Genomic DNA, 16,145 nt, shown 5'->3' with positions numbered 1-16,145 from the left:
TGACCCACATGTCCTACGGCGACCGAAAATCACTGTGGGGAAACAGAACTCGGCAGCGAAAGCCGACGCGGCTCGTCGTCCCGATACACCGTGCCCGGTTGTCACCCGAGTGATGTGACCGTGGCCCTCGGTCTCAGTGGCGGCTGGTGGTGATGACGATCGGCTTGATCTCGGTGGGGATCGAGGCCAGGGCCGAGACGGGAACGCCGAGCCCCGTTGCGGTGACCTCCCGCGGGATCGCATTGAGCGCCGCGAGCAGGCCGATGTCGTCGCTGGTTTCGGGGGCGCTGGTGTTGAACACGATGAGTAGTTCCAGCGGTGCGTCGGTGCGCGCGTTCTCGAAGTAGTGGAAGAACCCCTGTGGGGCGAAGACCAGATCTCCGGCGTGCGCTTCGAACACGTCGGTGTGATAGCTCCCGTCCGGATGTGTGCCCAGCAGAGTCCATTTCGCGGTGCCGGAGATGTGGTAGTTGAGTTCCCACGCGGTGGGATGCCAGTGCGGTTCGCGGACGCCGCCTGGCTCGAGCCGCACGAAATACGCAGCGCCGTTCTGTCCGGCGAGCACCGGGAAATTCTGTTCGTGCGCGCCCTGCAAGGTACCGCCGTCGTAACGGTCCGGATCGGCGGCGGTGAGGTGGAACAGATGTGGTGATTTGTTGAGGTTGGCGTCGATCTCGCTCGCGCTGGGCAGTGCGTTCGGCGTCGTCTCGGCGCAGGCCGCCGCCGCTGTCAGGCCCGCCCCGAGCGCCGCACCGCCCAGTGCCGCCGCGCCCGTGCCGAGGGCCGTCCGGCGATTCACCGCCGACGGTTCCTGAGAACGATCATCCGAAGAATGACCACTCGACATGTCGCTCCGTTCTGCCGCAGGGGATTTCGCGATGCGCTCCGAGCCGGTATTCGACCGACAAAGCCTATCCTCGGCGGCACAGGTTCTGATCGAACGACTCGTCACTTTCGGGCCCTGGGCCAGAGTTGGTCTCGGTGGCGATGTCAGGCTTCGAGGCGTTGCCGCACACTCACCATGCGATCGCGCAGCGTGTCTTCGTCGATGACGCCGCGCCAGACCAGCGAATGGGCCAGCGCGAGCAATTGACTCTCGGGGAACGGCAGGTCCGCGTACCGCTCCTGGGACAGGGCGTCCTCTTCGTTGCGGCGTTCCCGGAACGACAGGACTGTTCCCGGGTGCGCGAGGCAAGCATCGTCGAGTGCGTCGCACATCCCGTCGAGACTGCTCTTCCACGGGGGTACGGGATTGCTGACCGACCACTTCCGGCTCAGTGCCGGCCACAGCTGCTCGTGGCGGGAGGCGAGGTCATCGAGCACCGGGACGTGAGTACTCAACAGCGATGGGTCGACCTTCGCGACCACAGCGGACCGGTTCTGCTCCCTGGTGCCCGCCATGTCAGTTCCCTCCCCGATGCGCCTCGCGAATCCGGTCGGCCGTGACGTTGGCGCTCACGCCGGGCTTGGGCAGCGCGACGCCGATGAGGCAGTCGCGGGTGACGATCCGGGCCAGCTCGTCCTCGGACCAGTTCTCGGTGCCCTCGGGACGCATCGGCAGCACCATGAACCGATGCTTCTGGTTGGAGTCCTCGATGCGGATCTCGACGTCGGCGGGCAGGTAGGTGCCGAACTCGGCCAGGACATCACGCGGGTACCGCACCACCCGGCGACGATAGTTGGGCGTGCGGTACCACTCGGGCGAGTTGCCCAGCAGCGGCCGCGGGTAACAGGAGCAGAGCGTGCACACGATGACGTGGTGCAGCGTCGGGGGTGTCCTCGAGGATGTGCAGTGCGGTGAAGTCGCTCGGCGTGCCGAAGCCTGTGGGTTCCAGCCAGTCGACTCCGACAGCCTTGCACGCCTCGATGGGGTTGGCGAGTGCGGTGCGTTCGAACTCCTCGTCGAGCCAGCACTTGGCGACGAGCGTCGCTGCGGGCAGCGGGCCGATTCGTTCGGCGAACTCGGTGAACGCACGGTGATCCTCGGCGGTGAAGATGCCCTTCTCGAGGCAGAGTTCGCGCACGGCGACCTCCAGGACCTCGAAGTCGGACACCTCCTCGACCATCGGCGCGGGCGGACGATGCTCGTGCTGGTGCCCAGTCGTTGACATGGCGTCGAAAGCCTTTCCGGGAGTTGGAGTTTCGCCTCTCACACAGCCTGGATCCAGCGCTCGGGCAATTCGGTCTGCAGCGTGTCGGTCGGCTCGCCGGTGTAGTCCGGCCAGAGCTCGGTCATCGCGAAGCGGACGATGTAGAACCACTCGGGCCGGGGTGAACCGAGGGCCTCGTAGTCGAACGCCTCGTCCTCGGCGGCCGGAGCCTCGTAGGCGAGCGTCACGATCTCGCCGACAGCGCCGCGAACGAACTCTTGGGTGCGGGTGTAGAACAGCGCCTGCTCGTCACGGACCCGCACCGCGTCGCCGACCGCGAATTCGGCCGGAGGCGCTTGACCGGCGTACACCTGCGGATCGCCCTTGCCGACCGCGTGCACGTGGTGCTTGTTGCGGGGAATGTCCTTGCCGTCGGCGATGGTTCGCGGCTTCGGCTCCAGCAACTCGTGCGGCGCCAGATCGGCGACACGGGCCTTCACCTCGTTGTACCTGGCGGTGAGTTCGGTCAACGAGACCAGGTGCTTATCGATCAGCACCCGCGCGACGCCCAGCAACCATCGGCCGTAATAGGGCAGTCCCAAGTACATCGTGTTGCCCAGGTCGACGTTGTGCAGGCGCCTGCGCTCCTCCGAGAGCCAGATGCCACGCCACCCGAGCACCTCGGCCATCACATACGTGTTGTGCTCCCAGTGCTCGCCTTCCTTCTCCAGGAATTCGATCGGCGCATCGCGCATCCCCCCGACGTCGTGCGAGGTCTTCAGATATGCCTCGATGCGATCGTTCGACAGCTCGTACGGAGCATCCGGCAGGTCCTGGAAGGCGGACCGCAACCGGCCGAGGAGATCGAGCCGGTCGGCCCGGTCACGCGCGGTAATCGTCATGACGGGCTTCCCGCCGACATCACTGGGATAGTTCATTTCCGTCCCTCCCAGGTAACCAGCACGACCCCTCGGGACGACCTCGAAGGACCGAGTTGTCCTTCGGACGTCCGGGTCGAGCGTTCGGAACGCGAGTTCAGCAAGCGTGCGGACAACCTCGGGCGCCGATGGCCAACCCTCAGCTGATCCACCTGTGAGGCCATGACAACAACGGCTCAACCGAACCATTGCTCTCACAACGGTAGCCCCATACGAGCCGAGCGGCTATCACTTCAGACCGGCACAGCGGGAGCGGTGACAACTACATCCAGCAATTCTCGTAGGCGGCGAGCCAGCCCGTCGGGGTCGGCCTGGACGAGCGCGCTGCTGCCGATCATCCTGCGCATCAGCCAGAAGCCGGCGATGAGGGAATGAGCCAGCATCGCCCGTTCGTCGGCATCCGGGCCTTCGAGCAGATCGCTCAGATGACGCCCCGCATGTCTTTCGATGCCGGCTCGGAGCACCTCTGCGGCCTTCGGGTTGGCCGCGGAACGGAGCATCAGGAGGAAGGGGTCCAGATGCTCTGATTCCGGCGCGGTTCGTTCCACCAGCCGGGCCGCGATGTCCCGAGAGAGGGTCTCGGGGTGGTCCGACAGTACCGTGCGCGGCTCGAGCGCAACGTCCACCGCCTCGGCGAACAGCTGCTCTTTCGACCCGAAGTACCGATTGACCAACATCGCTGTCACCCCGGCCGACTGGGCGATCTCACGCACACCCACGCCGTCGTATCCATGCTTCGTGAAGGCGACCACCGCCGATCGAAGGATCGCATCCCGAGTAGCGGCGGCATTACGTGGCCGCTTGGGCGGCGCGGCGTCGGCTCCCTGGCTCATGACAACAGCGTACCGCACATGTATACCGCTGTAGACTTACATTGCGAGCAAGTCTACAGTTGTAGATATAGCGCCGTTCAGACCTCCGACAGCCCCGAGGAGAACCCCGAGTCGGCCGCTCGAGACCGAACAATCAGGAGTCGAAATGGAACTGAATCTGCGCGGAAAGCGTGCCCTCGTAACCGGTTCGAGCGCCGGCCTGGGCGAAGCTATCGCCACAATGCTGGCCGCCGAAGGGGCCACCGTCATCGTGCACGGCCGCCACGAGGCGCGGACCAACCGAGTCGCCGACACCATCCGGAAGGCCGGCGGCGTCGCGATAGTGGCACTCGGGGACCTCACCACCGACGCCGCGGCGGACGAGGTTGCGCACGTCGCACTCGCCGACGGCCCGGTCGACATCCTGGTCAACAACGCCGGTTTCTACCGCCACCTGTCGTGGGACGAAGCAACACCGGACGAGTGGGCGTCGACCTACAACGCCAACGTCATTTCCGGCGTGCGCATGATTCGACGGCTCGTGCCGCAGATGCGCGAACGCGACTGGGGCCGAGCGGTCACCATCGGAGGCGGGCTCGCACTGCAACCGATGGACACCCACCCCCAGTACAACGCGACATTGGCAGCCCGCCACAACCTCGCGGTCTCGCTCGCCCGAGAACTGAAGGGCACTCGGGTCACTTCCAACGTGGTTTCCCCCGGTGCGATGCTGGTGGAGGCAACCAAAGACCTGGTGACCGACATAGGTCCCGCCCGCGGATGGGGCGAGACATGGGAGGACATCGAGCCGAACGCGGTGAATTCGCTCATCCCCAACGACCGGGGACGCTTCGGCAAACCTGAAGAGATCGCTGCAGCAGTCGCGTACCTGTGTAGCGACTACGCCGAGTACGTCAGCGGGGCAACCATTCGGGTCGACGGCGGTCTCATCAAGGGCGCCTTCTAGTAGATCTCCCGTGTTCGGTGGCGTGGCGGCCCCCGAACTCACTCGGATTCCGTTGTCTCACAGATCTTTCGGAACTGGGCGGCCGGATCTGTCGACGTGGAGCGGTGTCCGGCGGCATGCGTCATCCGCCCTGTCCGAAGACCGCTTGCCGAGGATGGCAGGATCGACGGACACGTGATGCTGTCCGCTCGAGCCCTCGGCGAATGTCCGGGCGGGCGTGGCAGTCTGGATGGGTGCCCCTTGCGGCGGGGCCGTCGACACGCCAACGCTAGGAGGTCGCAGGACATGGTGAGCGTTATCGGTGGTGGGATCGCGGGCAGTTGCCTGGCTGGTGGTCTCGCGCGGAAAGGTCACCCGGTCGCGATCTACGAGCAACAGCATCCGGGTCCCGGAGCCGGAGCGTTCCTGTTCATCGATGGGCGCGGGCACGACGCGATGGCGGCGATGGGCGTCGATCGCTCTGCGTTGCAGGAGGTTTCGTATCCGCTGGCGGGGCTCGACTACGAAGACAGTCGCGGTCGGCGAAGTGCGATGCCCAGTCGCGGTCATCGTTTCTGGCTGCGCCGCAACCTGATGGGCGTGCTGTCGGAGTTCGTCGCGGACTCCGGCGCGGAACTGTGTTACGGCGCACCGATTTCCGGGGTGACCTCGAGCGAGGACAGCCACGCGATCCAGCGCGGCGCGGACGTCGTCGCTGCCGAAGGACTGTTGGTCGGCGCCGATGGTATCGACTCGGTCGTCCGCGCGGGCCTGGAACCCGACCGCACCCCGGTCTACGCCGGTGATGTCGTGCTGTACGGGATGACCGGCACCCCACTGGATCCGCCCCCGACCACCGCCCCCGCGGTCCTGCACTTCTTCGCCGAGGTCGCCGAAGACGGCAGTGCCGGAAGTACTTTCGGACATATCTGGCGTCCGCAGGACACGGCAGCACTGTGGTTCGTGCGGATCCCGCGTGAGCCTCTTCCCGGTACCCGCGACGATATCGGAATGCGACCGGTCGATGAATGGGCCGAAACCGTCCTGGCCGCAACGCCTTCCAGCCGAGCACTGGTGTCGGCTTTCCTGGCGCACACCGAAGTGGTGCACGTCAGCAACGCCCGCAACGTCTCCCTGGAACAGGCACGCGCACCTCAGGATTCGGTGATCCTCATCGGGGACGCCGACCACGCCATCACTCCGGCCGCCGGAGTCGGCGCACGCGATGCCCTCGAAGACGCACGCGCGGTATTCGACGCGATCATCGGCGCCGACTCACCGGCCGAAGCGATGACGCAGCGCCGCAAGCAGATCCTCACCGATCGCGAAGCAGCTCAGCGAGCACGGCGGCGATGATCCGGCGACATCTGATCCGCCCGGAGCGCCCAGCCAGGTCCGCAGATTGACAAAGCTGCAGGTCAACGGCCTGCAGCCTTGCTGGGATCAACCTGCGATTACGCCGCGAGCGCGGAGTAAAATGACGGCGGGGAAAGGAGGCTTCTCGATGTCGTTCCTGTCCACTTCTCTCGCCGTTGCAGGTGCCACACTCGCCATCGTCCTGGCCGGTTCGATGGCTCAGGCCGATCCGCTCGGCCCGCCCGGCACCGCGTGCGGACCGAACAAGGTGGTGACCGACAACCACACGTGCGAAGCGTTCAACGCATCCTGTACCGGCTACGACATGATGGTCATCGGAAGGGTCGACCACCAGGGACACTGTGTGGTCCCCGGCGTGAACGGCACGTCTCCGTAACGCAGCGACGAGCCTCGCCCGCCCGACCCGGTCTCAGCGCCGGGGAGTCGTACGTGGAAGGACCACAAACCCTCCACGTGGTCCTGCTAGGTGTACATCAGCGAAACCATCTCTCACTCTTCATGACTCGCGGCATCCAGATCGCCGTCGGCCCCGGTCAGCATCACATCCTGCGTTCCGGCGCTATCGTGGACGGATACGCGTGAGGGAGGATCGCGATGGTTTCGGTGATGCTGCACCGCTACGTCTCCCGGCCCGAGTTTGCCCTGGCAAAAAGGTGGCGGCGTGGGAATTTCGACTTGCCGCCAACGACTTTCGAGATGTACGTACTCGAGCCGACCTCGTACCGGGATTTCTGGCTCGGGAACGAGTGGACCACCTTCAGCAGGGAAAGGCCGAACACCGTCGGTGCCTCGCGCATCGAGATCCAGGCGACCGCCGACGAACGCGCCCGGTGGTCCCGGGTCCAAACGTCCACCCAGGACGCGCTGCGCGCTGCCGAAGTGCAGCTTGTCCATGATCTCGGGCTCAGGATCGTCGGAGGCGATCGGCCGAGGCTGCGGCGAGGCTACGGCTGGCGAGCTACCGGTCGACGGTTCGACAGCTCGGGGCTGCGGCGGGCATTCGACGAGTTCCAGAAGCAGTTGCGTGATATCGACGGGGAATATCGGCCCATCCGGGAGCTGATCGCAACGCGCGTACAGCAAGCCGAGGTGCAGGCGCAGGAGGAAGCGGCGCAACGGCGGGAAGCCTTCGTGCGGAAAGCCGAGCAGGACAAGCAGTTTCACGCGCTGGCCGCGCAAACCTGTTGGAGCTACGAGGCCGATGAGGCCGACCGGATCGTTCACGTTTTTCGCGCGAGCGGTTCGACGATGGCCATCGGCACACTCGCGCAGATCCTGCAGCAGACCTACTGTGGCTACACGGTGCGCTGGGAGGAGCGCGATCGGGTGGAAATCGAGCAGGCCACTGGCGTAGATTTCGAAATCTGGTGGCGTGCGGCCACACCGAGCATATGGGTCGACTCTCGACGGATTCCGGACCCGCCGCATACCACTCCCTCCATCGGCGGCCACACCAGCTACGGGGTCGGCGGCCACAGTTTCGGCGGCCACTTCGGGATCTGAACTTCAGTCACGCCGACTGCGCAGGGTGGGCACGCCGGGGCCGGTGAGATCGTCGTAATAGGCGGCTCTGCCGGCCATCGCCATGGTCAATGCGATCGTTTTTCCACTGACCAGGGGCCCGGTTCCGGTAGCGAAGGGGCCGTCGGTCGCTTCCAGGCGCAGACCTTCTATCGAACTGTGGCTGGGAACAGTGAAGTTCCGGCTCGCGTAGAACCGGGCGACCTCGGTGACGGACTCGATCGAGGGCTCACGGGGCAGGCCGAGGGGGCGTCGGATGTCCTGGGCGTGGACGACCACCTCACCGAGCCAGGCTGCCGTGTGGCCGGACGGCCCGGTGGTGCTGGTGATGATCGCCCGAAATCGGTCCAGAGTCTCCGCGGGTGTTGCGCCGCGGTGAGCGGCCACGAGCCGGGCGTTGTGCTCGTCGAAATCGAAGCGGGCGCGGATGACGCTGATCAGCCAGCGGGACCTGCCGGTACTTGCCGCGGCGGTGAGGTGGGCGAGGACCTCCTCCACCGTCCAACGTCCGCACAGCGACTGCCGGGCCCACTGCGAGTCGTTCACATCGGCGAGATCCTCGGCCAATGCCGCGCGCTCGGCGTGAGTCATCGCCCACAGCTCGTCACGAGAAACAACGTTCGACACTTGCACAAACCTCCCGGTTCAACGCAGCCTGCCGGTGCGAGCGCGATGATGGCCCTCGATCCGTCGCATCACAGCGGCAGCCGCAATTCCTGATTCCCCTCTATCGACGACGGCGATCGCCTGAACTCATCGGTCCGTCTTCCGTCTATACGCCGGTCTGGCCGTCGATCCGTTCCCGGATGAGGTCGGCATGCCCGTTATGACGAGCGTATTCCTGGACCATGTGCGTGAGGATCCAGCGCACGCTGAAGCGGTCGCCGTCCGGCCCGTATACCCCGAAGGTGTCCAGCGACTCGCAGGCTTCGACGATCTCGCGCGATCGGGCACATGCGCTGTGCCACAACCGGAGTGACTCGTCCGCGTCAGCGGCGTCGACATCGAAGTCGGTGCCGTCCGGGACGTCGGCCTGCCAATACGCGAACGGGGTGTCCGCGCCGGACAGGACGCGGCCGAACCAACCCAGTTCGACATCGGTCAGATGGCGGACGAGTCCGAGCAGCGACAACTCCGACGGCTCCGCAGCCCGCAGACGAAGCTGGTCGGCGGTGAGCCCGGAACACCTCCGGGCCAGTGTGTCTCGATGGAACTCCAGGACGCCGGTGAGCGTCTCCCGTTCTCCGGCGAGTTGTTGCGTTTCGGTCCGCTGCGTCGACTCCACTCGTTCGTCATGCGAGGTGCCGAGCCCATCCGCTTCCGGTCCGTCGGACGGCTGGGCGAGCACAGAGCCGTGGCCGTCCAGCAGGCGGCGGATCTCCTCGTCCGGATACGGGGTGCTCCGGCTCACCTCCTGGAACGGGCGCGTGAACGCGGACATCGCCGCGGCGACCGGCGCGTGCCGAGTGAGGACCGCGGCGGCTCCCCCGGGGATGTCCTCCGGCGGCTTGCCCTCGGCGATGGCGCGCGCCATCGCGGCGCGCGTCTCCCGGCCTTTCACCCCGTACAGGGCGGTGAGCAGCCAGTTCACCAGATAGGTGGCAGTGAAGCCGCGGTCATAGCTCTGGTTCTGGTCGAAGAACGCGGCCTCCTGCGGCGAGAGGTCGAACGCCGAGGAGAGCGAGAGGCCGTAGTCACCGAAGTAGAGGCGTCGGCCGTCGGTCAGGATGTTCCAGAAGTGCGCGTCGAGGTGCAGCAGCCCACGGCTGTTCATGAACGCGGTGCCGACGGCCAGTTCCCGCTCCACCATGGCGCACGCCCGGTCGGTGGCCTCGCCGCCCGCCTCGATCCGGTCGTTCAGCCACTCGTGCAGGGTCTGCGGGATGTACTCCAGGAACAGCGCGATGCTCGCCGACGAGTCCCGCACGGCCTCGATCCGGTGGCGTACCTGCGGTCGGCCGTCCCAGTAGGCGACGGCGCGATCGATGTCGGCGAGCTCGACCGGCAGCGGCGTCGTGTCCGGCAACACCCGCCAGTGGTACATCAGCGGGAAGCCCTCGTGTTCGGCGGCGAGCACCCAGTTCGTCGTCATGATGTGCACAGCGAGCTCGCGCCAGGCCCCGAAGCCCGCCCCGCCGATCAGACCGACGCCGTAGTGGCTGAACAGTGGCAGGTCGAACAGGTTCGCCGTGGACCGGACATGCTCGGGCTGCCGTTCCAGGTCGGTGAGGGGCACCCGCTTCACGAAGACCGGGGTTCCGGCGACCTCCAGCAGCGCCGACTTCCCGCCGATACCGACGCCGATCGGCGTAGCCGCGTCCACGAGCTCGCGCAACGCGTGATCGCTGCGCATCGCCAGGGCCGTGGAGACGGCGCTGTGGGCGTGCAGGCGCGCCGGGCGCGACACGTCGCGGGTCGTCGCCGCGTCGGTCGAACAGGACGTCACTGCATCAGGGGAATTCGCTGTGGTCTCCACGTGGGCGCCGACCTCGATTCAGCCATGGCCACGCGGTCGTGCCGGCGGCCTCCGGAGCGATCGGGAGGTCGATCCGGGCCGCACTCGACGGCGGTCTCGGCTTATCCCCCCGAAATCGCACTCTACGTCACGACGCTCACCAACAGGTTCACGATTACCGATGCGCTCCGACTGGCCATGGTTCGAATGAGTACACGCAATTCCGCATGGTGCGCGGTTCACAGCCGGTAACCGCTTCAATCACCAACCGCCCGGAAAGAAACACCAGTTCAGACCCGGTCTCGGTCCCATGTTCATAGTGCCCCGCCGGAGGCACCAACCTGCGAAGGGCATTCCGAGGATGGACCGAATGCCGTCGACGCCGACATGACTGTCTGAGAGGCTTGATTTGTGGATCCGTCCGCAGCGCAGGCCTACGTGGTCGTCGACGAATTCGCACGTGGGGGTGTCCGGGACGTTGTGCTGTGTCCCGGCACACGACACGCGCCGTTGAACTTTGCTGTGCGGGCAGCGGATGCGGCGGGCCGGCTACGGATGCACATGCGCATCGATGAACGGACCGCGGGCTTCCTCGCGGTCGGACTGGCGGTGGCCAGCCGACGACCGGTGCCGGTCGTGATGACCTCGGGGACCGCGGTGGCCAACCTCGGTCCCGCGGTGATGGAGGCCAGCTACGCACGGGTGCCGCTGGTGGTGGTCAGCGCGGATCGGCCTTACGAGCTGCTCGGCTCCGGCGCCAACCACACCGTGGAGCAGCTCGGTCTGCTCGGCATTCAGGTCCGCACCAGTATCAGGCTCGGCCTCGCCGACGGAGAGTCCACCTCCGAGGACTATGCGTCCTACGAGCGCCGGAACAGCCTGTGGCGCTCGACGGTCTGCCGGGTACTCGCCGCGGCCCGCGGCGCCCGTTCCGGCAACGCGGGCCCGGTGTACTTCGACATCCCGCTGCCCGATCCGTTGGTGCCCGACCTCGCCCCCGGCGAGCGCGCGCCCGAGGGACGCGAGGGCGGACGGGCCTGGACGCGCACCCAGTACGCCACGCTCGACGTGCCACTCGACATCGACCTGACCCCCGACACGGTCGTCATCTCGGGCCACGGCGCCGGACTCCGGCCGGAACTGTCCGAGCTGCCGACCGTCGCCGAACCCACGGCCCCCATGCACGGCCCCGCACTGCACCCGTTGGCGTTGCCGCTGCTGAAGCCGCGCCAGGCCATCATCACCGGCCGTCCGACCCTGCACCGTCCGGTGGCGAAAACGCTGGCCGATCCGAATGTGATCGTCTACGTGGTCACCACCGGGCCGCGCTGGCCCGATGTCTCCGGCAATGTGGTCGGCACCGGCACTCGGGCGATCGTCAGAGGCGAACCGGACCCGGAGTGGCTGGTGCGGTGCCGTGAACTCGACGCGAGAGCGATCGGGGTGGTCCGGGCCGAACTCGCCGAGCAACCGAAGCCGACCGGACTGCACGTGGCGGCGACGGTGATGGACTCGCTGCGCGAGGGCGACCAACTGCTGCTCGGCGCGTCCAATCCGGTGCGCGACGCAGCCCTGGTGTCGTACCCGCAGCCGGGTGTCACCGTGCTGTCCAACCGCGGTGTCGCGGGCATCGACGGCACCGTGTCCACGGCTGTCGGCGCGGCGCTGCATCACCACGGCCGCACCGTCGCGCTGCTGGGTGATCTGACCTTCCTGCACGACGTGTCCGGCCTGCTGATCGGGCCCGGCGAACCCCACCCGGCCGATCTGACCATCGTGGTCGCCAACGACGATGGCGGCGGCATCTTCGAGCTGCTCGAACAGGGGGAACCGAAGTATGCCGGAGCGTTCGAGCGGGTGTTCGGCACCCCGCACGGCATCGATCTGGCCGCGCTGTGCGCCGCCTACCGCATTCCGCACCGCCAGGTCGATCCGGATCAGCTGGCCGTCGAGTTGGCCGGGCATGCACACGGCACGCGGGTGCTCGAGGTGATCACCGAGCGGTCGCGCCTGCGCGAACTGCACGCGACGGTGCGGGCCAAGATCACGGCCTGATTCGAGGGAGTGACGATGATCTACGACAATCTGCTCACGTTGACAGCTCGAGCACCGATCACCAGCGGATTGCGGCAGGGCGGAGCATTCACCCCCTACGCCGCTGTGGTCGAGCGGATCGGCCGACTCGCCGGCGGCCTCACCGAACGTGGCATCGAGCGCGGCGATCCCGTTGCCTTGCTGATTCCGAACTCACCCGACCTTTTCGCAACAGCCCACGCGCTGTTCGCCATCGGCGCCATCGCGATGCCGCTGAGCGAGACGGCCACACGATCCGAACTTGCCATCCTCGCGCAGAAAACCGCGCCCAAGGCCGTCATCTCGACTCCCGACCGTGCCGCCGTTGCCGAGACGCTCATCGCGGATGCGGCCCCCGGCATTCCATCGTTCCTGACGAACGCCCTGCCCGAAGCAACTGCGACCACCCCACTGCCGAAACTGCCAGGCGACACGACCGCGCTCTACCTGTTCTCATCCGGCTCGACCGGGTTGCCCAAAGTGGTGCCACACACCCACGCCGAACTCATCGCCGATGGTGAACGCGCCAGCACGGCCTGGGAGATTCAGCCCGACGACATCGTCCTGGACATGCTGCCGGGCAGCTTCTCGATGGGCTTCCTGCTGGGCGCTATCCAAGCCGTCGCCGGGGGTGCGACGGCGCTCTATTGGAGCGATCCCCTCCCGCTGGCGCTTTCGCGCGGGAAACTGCTCGACGCCATGGTCCGCGAGCGGGTGACCGTTATGGGCGCCGTTCCGGCAATGTACGAAATCATCGCCGGTCAACCCGGCAATTTCGATCTCGGGCTGCGCTTGGCCTTCTCGGGCGGCGTCGCACTGAAGCGGTCCGCCTTGGAAGTGGTGCGCGAGCGCCTCGGTATCACAATTCGTCAGGATTACGGCTCGACCGAGGCCAGTATGTTCTCGCACAATGACTCCGCCGACCTCGACGCGAGCTGGGCTTCGGTGGGCAAACCGGCGGGCGACGCCGAAGTCCGCATCGTTCCGTTCGACACCGAATTCGGCCCGTCCGTCGGCGAAATGGAACTGCGATCGTCCTCGCTCATGCGGGGCTATCTCGGCGATGCCGCGGCCAACGCCGAGGCGTTCGACGACGGCTGGTTCCGGACCGGCGATCTCGCCTCGCTCGATGACGAAGGCCGCATCTTCATCCACGGCCGCAGCAAGCTGCTGATCGAGGTGTCCGGCTACAAGATCGACCCCATCGAGGTGGAGGAGACGCTCATGACCTTGCCCGCCGTCGCCGAAGCCGCAGTGGCGGGTCTGCCGGACCCGGACCCGCGCAACGGTAATCGCCTGATCGCGTTCGTCGTCAGAGGGGCGGACGTGTCGGCCGACGAGTTGATCCGCTATGCGCGCGAAAGGCTGTCGGTTCAGAAGGTCCCGGCCGAGATCGCATTCATCGACGCATTGCCGCGCAGCGCGGCCGGCAAGGTGCTGCGCGCGCGGCTGCGGGAGCTTCAGGCGGGCTGAGTCGCTCGCTGCGAGACATAGGCCGCCAGTTTCGCGGGCGATTCGAACAGCTCCGCCCGTATCTCCGTATCAGGGATACTGATCTTGAATCGTTCCTGGAGGAAATGCACCAGCTTTACCAGACTGATCGAGTCCAGCAGACCGATCTCCAGCAAAGGGGTCTCGCGATCCACCGGCCCTCCGCCGGCCTCGGCCATCATGGCGGAGATATAATCGACAATCGGTTGTTCGATATCATCCATCGCTCGAGTCCTTTATGTCGTCAGCATGATAACCAATTTCATCGCGACCTGAAATGGCGTTCGAAACATGGGAGGACGGTTTGGGCGAAACGCGCCCACTGGGCGAACGAGAACAACTGCTCAACCATTTGCATGCGCGTCGGGGACTGATCACCCTGCAGGTGCTGCACGTGCGCGGCCGCCTCGATCCGGCGCAGGTGCGGCGCGCGCTCGCCTGGCTACAGACCCAGCACCCCATCCTTCGCGCTCATATCCGCTACGGCAAGATCGTCTGGCGCCCGCTGCCGCCCTTCGCCTACCGCCGGCGCTGGTTCGACACCGAGGGCACACCGGAAATCCCGGTGCGGGTGGTCGACGACCCCGACCCGGACGCTTGGCGCAAGGTTCTCGCCGCCGACATGCACACACCGATCCGGAAGGGCACCCATCCGCGCCTGCGGACGACGCTGGTGCGGCAATCGCCCGATGCCGAGATCAACCACATCGTCGTCTGCGCCGATCATGCGACGCTCGATGCCCAGTCCGCCAACATGCTCGCTCGCCGGCTTCTGGAATTCCTCGCCGATCCGGCCGTGGCGCAACACAACTCGTCGCTCCACACCGCCCTGCCCCCACCGATCGAAGCCGGTCTGCCCAGCAAACCCGCGAGTGGCAAGAAGTCCGGCGGTCGCGAGAAGAGCACCTATACGCCGGCCATCCGGCTACCCAAGCAGAAGATCCGCGGTCGGAAGAAGGAGACGCGCGTACTGGAGCGTCACCTCGGGCCCAGCGCGACCGCAACGCTCGCGGATGCCATCAAGGCCAACAGAACAACGCTGCACGGTGCGGTGACCGCCGCCTTCCTGCTGGCGATCCGCGAGCGGTACCGGCTCGACGTCATGACCCTGTTGACCACGGTCGACCTCCGTCGCCTCAGCACACTCACGCTGCCGCCCGAGACCTACGGTTGCTACGTCGACATCCTGCGTACCGAGCACCCGATCACCGACGACTTCTGGGCAACCGCCCGCGACGTCTCGTTCAAACTGATCGCCACGCTGGCCAAGGACTGGGAGTCCGCCGCCATCATGAAGTTCCCGGATGGCGAGGTGTATCGGCGCGAAATCGGCCCGACGCTGCGCAACCACCGGCGCCTCGACGGACTTGCCGTCACCACAGCGGGCGAGTCCGGCCTCCGGACCAGCTACGGCCCCTACACGCTCGAGGACGTCACCCGGGCCGTTTCGCTCGACATGTTCGGCCCGTCGCTGTTCGTGATCGCCAACGAGCGGCTCGGCAGCCTCGACCTGAGCGTCGGATACGCGACCACCGCGATGGGCGACGAGGAGGCACGGTGGCTCACCGACAACGCGGTGGCCCGGCTCGAATGTCAGCGGTAGTCGGCCGCGTGGTCTCGGGCCCACTCGGCGAACGACAGAGCGGGACGGCCCAGTAGATCCGGGACCGAGTCGACGGCGATCTCCGGCGACGGGTTCGGCACGACGCCTCGGAACTGGATGAACATGTCCGCCAGGAACGGCGGCAGCTCGGCGAGCAGCTCGGCGCGGTAGGTCTCGACGTCGACCTGTTCGAGCTGCACGGGTTCGCCGAGCGCGTCCGCGATCGCGGCGATCTGGTCGCGCTGGGTGATCGGGCCGGGGCCCAGGACCGAGTGGGAGGCGGACGTACCGGCCTCGTGGAGCAGCGCGTGCGCGGCCACATCGGAGATGTCCCGCTCGTGCACCGGCGAGGTGGTCGCCTCGGGGAAGGCCGTCCGGAACACCCGTTCGGTGCGGATGGAGGTCCACCGCAGCGAATTGGTGGCGAAGTACCCCGGACGCACGAAGGTGTGCGGCAGGCCGGAGTCCACCAGAGCTTTCTCCACGGTCATATGGCGGACCGCGATCGGGTTCCGCTCCGCATTCGGCTGCAGGACCGTGCCGGAGGACAGCAGCGTCACGTGCTGCACGCCCGCCGCGACCGCCGCGGCGGCGAACTCCACGGCCGTGTCCGGGTGGGCGTAGAGGAATACCTTCGTCACGCCCGCCAGGGCTGCGGGCAGGGTGGAGGGATCGGTCAGGTCGGCGCGGACGACCTGGACGCCGTCGGGGAACTCGCCGGGCTCGGGGTTGCGACTGGACGCTCGGACGGGTTCGCCCGCCTCCAGCAGCCGAGTCAGGACACCGCTGCCGACGAAGCCACGAGCACCGGTCACAAGAGTGGTCACGAGAGGTTCTCC

General features: G+C 66.7%; 15 protein-coding genes and 1 pseudogene. 7 read left to right on the top strand and 9 right to left on the bottom strand.

The window, feature by feature from the left end; translation table 11 throughout:
- Window positions 1–133 precede the first annotated feature (133 nt).
- The 5 genes and pseudogenes from K7711_RS22605 to K7711_RS22585 all read right to left on the bottom strand — a co-directional run bounded on the left by K7711_RS22605 (window position 134) and on the right by K7711_RS22585 (window position 3,861).
- A complete protein-coding gene (locus K7711_RS22605) occupies window positions 134–799 on the bottom strand; it encodes a cupin domain-containing protein (protein ID WP_308014892.1) in 666 nt (221 codons plus the stop codon).
- 191 nt (window positions 800–990) lie between these two features.
- Window positions 991–1,401: a thiocyanate hydrolase gene (locus tag K7711_RS22600; RefSeq protein WP_235747623.1), complete on the bottom strand. Its 411-nt coding sequence runs from the start codon at window positions 1,399–1,401 to the stop codon at window positions 991–993.
- Between the two features lies 1 nt (window position 1,402).
- Window positions 1,403–2,111, bottom strand: a pseudogene (gene scnC / locus K7711_RS22595) (thiocyanate hydrolase subunit gamma).
- Window positions 2,112–2,149: 38 nt separating this feature from the next.
- Window positions 2,150–3,028, bottom strand: coding sequence for an SH3-like domain-containing protein (locus K7711_RS22590; RefSeq protein ID WP_235747622.1), 879 nt, complete (start codon window positions 3,026–3,028; stop codon window positions 2,150–2,152).
- A gap of 233 nt (window positions 3,029–3,261) precedes the next feature.
- Window positions 3,262–3,861 carry a TetR/AcrR family transcriptional regulator gene (locus tag K7711_RS22585; RefSeq protein WP_222971442.1) on the bottom strand — a complete coding sequence of 200 codons (600 nt, stop codon included), beginning with the start codon at window positions 3,859–3,861 and terminating at the stop codon, window positions 3,262–3,264.
- Between the two features lie 145 nt (window positions 3,862–4,006).
- Here K7711_RS22585 and K7711_RS22580 point away from each other — a divergent pair, with 145 nt between their 5' ends.
- The 4 genes from K7711_RS22580 to K7711_RS22565 all read left to right on the top strand — a co-directional run bounded on the left by K7711_RS22580 (window position 4,007) and on the right by K7711_RS22565 (window position 7,666).
- Complete coding sequence (locus K7711_RS22580; RefSeq protein WP_222971441.1) at window positions 4,007–4,807, top strand: SDR family NAD(P)-dependent oxidoreductase; 801 nt, start codon at window positions 4,007–4,009, stop codon at window positions 4,805–4,807.
- Window positions 4,808–5,092: 285 nt separating this feature from the next.
- Window positions 5,093–6,142, top strand: coding sequence for an FAD-dependent oxidoreductase (locus K7711_RS22575; RefSeq protein WP_222971440.1), 1,050 nt, complete (start codon window positions 5,093–5,095; stop codon window positions 6,140–6,142).
- A 46-nt stretch (window positions 6,143–6,188) separates the two neighbouring features.
- Window positions 6,189–6,539, top strand: coding sequence for a hypothetical protein (locus tag K7711_RS22570; protein WP_235747621.1), 351 nt, complete (start codon window positions 6,189–6,191; stop codon window positions 6,537–6,539).
- 230 nt (window positions 6,540–6,769) lie between these two features.
- Entirely contained in the window at window positions 6,770–7,666 is an 897-nt protein-coding gene (locus tag K7711_RS22565; protein ID WP_222971439.1) for a hypothetical protein, read from the top strand.
- Between the two features lie 3 nt (window positions 7,667–7,669).
- On the opposite strand, the gene K7711_RS22560 is transcribed toward K7711_RS22565, so the two are convergent.
- Both K7711_RS22560 and K7711_RS48980 read right to left on the bottom strand, forming a co-directional pair.
- Window positions 7,670–8,311: a maleylpyruvate isomerase family mycothiol-dependent enzyme gene (locus K7711_RS22560; protein WP_308014891.1), complete on the bottom strand. Its 642-nt coding sequence runs from the start codon at window positions 8,309–8,311 to the stop codon at window positions 7,670–7,672.
- Window positions 8,312–8,456: 145 nt separating this feature from the next.
- Window positions 8,457–10,130: a mycothiol transferase gene (locus K7711_RS48980; protein ID WP_308014890.1), complete on the bottom strand. Its 1,674-nt coding sequence runs from the start codon at window positions 10,128–10,130 to the stop codon at window positions 8,457–8,459.
- 420 nt (window positions 10,131–10,550) lie between these two features.
- On the opposite strand from K7711_RS48980, the gene menD reads away from it, so the two are divergent.
- On the top strand, window positions 10,551–12,194 hold the full coding sequence (menD, locus tag K7711_RS22550; protein ID WP_222971438.1) for a 2-succinyl-5-enolpyruvyl-6-hydroxy-3-cyclohexene-1-carboxylic-acid synthase: 1,644 nt from the start codon (window positions 10,551–10,553) through the stop codon (window positions 12,192–12,194).
- A 15-nt stretch (window positions 12,195–12,209) separates the two neighbouring features.
- Window positions 12,210–13,685, top strand: coding sequence for a class I adenylate-forming enzyme family protein (locus K7711_RS22545; protein WP_222971437.1), 1,476 nt, complete (start codon window positions 12,210–12,212; stop codon window positions 13,683–13,685).
- On the opposite strand, the gene K7711_RS22540 is transcribed toward K7711_RS22545, so the two are convergent.
- Entirely contained in the window at window positions 13,673–13,927 is a 255-nt protein-coding gene (locus K7711_RS22540; RefSeq protein ID WP_222971436.1) for an acyl carrier protein, read from the bottom strand. The genes K7711_RS22545 and K7711_RS22540 overlap by 13 nt on opposite strands.
- Before the next feature lie 53 nt (window positions 13,928–13,980).
- Here K7711_RS22540 and K7711_RS22535 point away from each other — a divergent pair, with 53 nt between their 5' ends.
- The gene (locus K7711_RS22535) at window positions 13,981–15,306 is read left to right on the top strand and encodes a phthiocerol/phthiodiolone dimycocerosyl transferase family protein (protein WP_222971435.1); all 1,326 of its coding nucleotides are present in this window, start codon (window positions 13,981–13,983) and stop codon (window positions 15,304–15,306) included.
- Here K7711_RS22535 and K7711_RS22530 read toward each other — a convergent pair.
- Window positions 15,297–16,133, bottom strand: a complete 837-nt coding sequence (locus tag K7711_RS22530) for an SDR family oxidoreductase (RefSeq protein WP_222971434.1) — start codon at window positions 16,131–16,133, stop codon at window positions 15,297–15,299. The two genes, K7711_RS22535 and K7711_RS22530, sit on opposite strands and share 10 nt — an antisense overlap.
- Between the last annotated feature and the right edge of the window lie 12 nt (window positions 16,134–16,145).

Origin of the sequence: Nocardia coffeae (assembly GCF_019890715.1) — a bacterium.
Lineage (GTDB): Bacteria > Actinomycetota > Actinomycetes > Mycobacteriales > Mycobacteriaceae > Nocardia > Nocardia jiangxiensis.
Note: the sequence above shows the minus strand (reverse complement) of the source record. Positions and strands in the feature narration are given on the sequence as shown.

Coding starts and splice junctions, on each gene's coding strand:
- K7711_RS22600 (WP_235747623.1), bottom strand. CDS start 1,401: ATGGCGGGCACCAGGGAGCAGAACCGGTCCGCTGTGGTCGCGAAGGTC.
- K7711_RS22590 (WP_235747622.1), bottom strand. CDS start 3,028: ATGAACTATCCCAGTGATGTCGGCGGGAAGCCCGTCATGACGATTACC.
- K7711_RS22585 (WP_222971442.1), bottom strand. CDS start 3,861: ATGAGCCAGGGAGCCGACGCCGCGCCGCCCAAGCGGCCACGTAATGCC.
- K7711_RS22580 (WP_222971441.1), top strand. CDS start 4,007: ATGGAACTGAATCTGCGCGGAAAGCGTGCCCTCGTAACCGGTTCGAGC.
- K7711_RS22575 (WP_222971440.1), top strand. CDS start 5,093: ATGGTGAGCGTTATCGGTGGTGGGATCGCGGGCAGTTGCCTGGCTGGT.
- K7711_RS22565 (WP_222971439.1), top strand. CDS start 6,770: ATGCTGCACCGCTACGTCTCCCGGCCCGAGTTTGCCCTGGCAAAAAGG.
- K7711_RS22545 (WP_222971437.1), top strand. CDS start 12,210: ATGATCTACGACAATCTGCTCACGTTGACAGCTCGAGCACCGATCACC.
- K7711_RS22540 (WP_222971436.1), bottom strand. CDS start 13,927: ATGGATGATATCGAACAACCGATTGTCGATTATATCTCCGCCATGATG.
- K7711_RS22535 (WP_222971435.1), top strand. CDS start 13,981: ATGGCGTTCGAAACATGGGAGGACGGTTTGGGCGAAACGCGCCCACTG.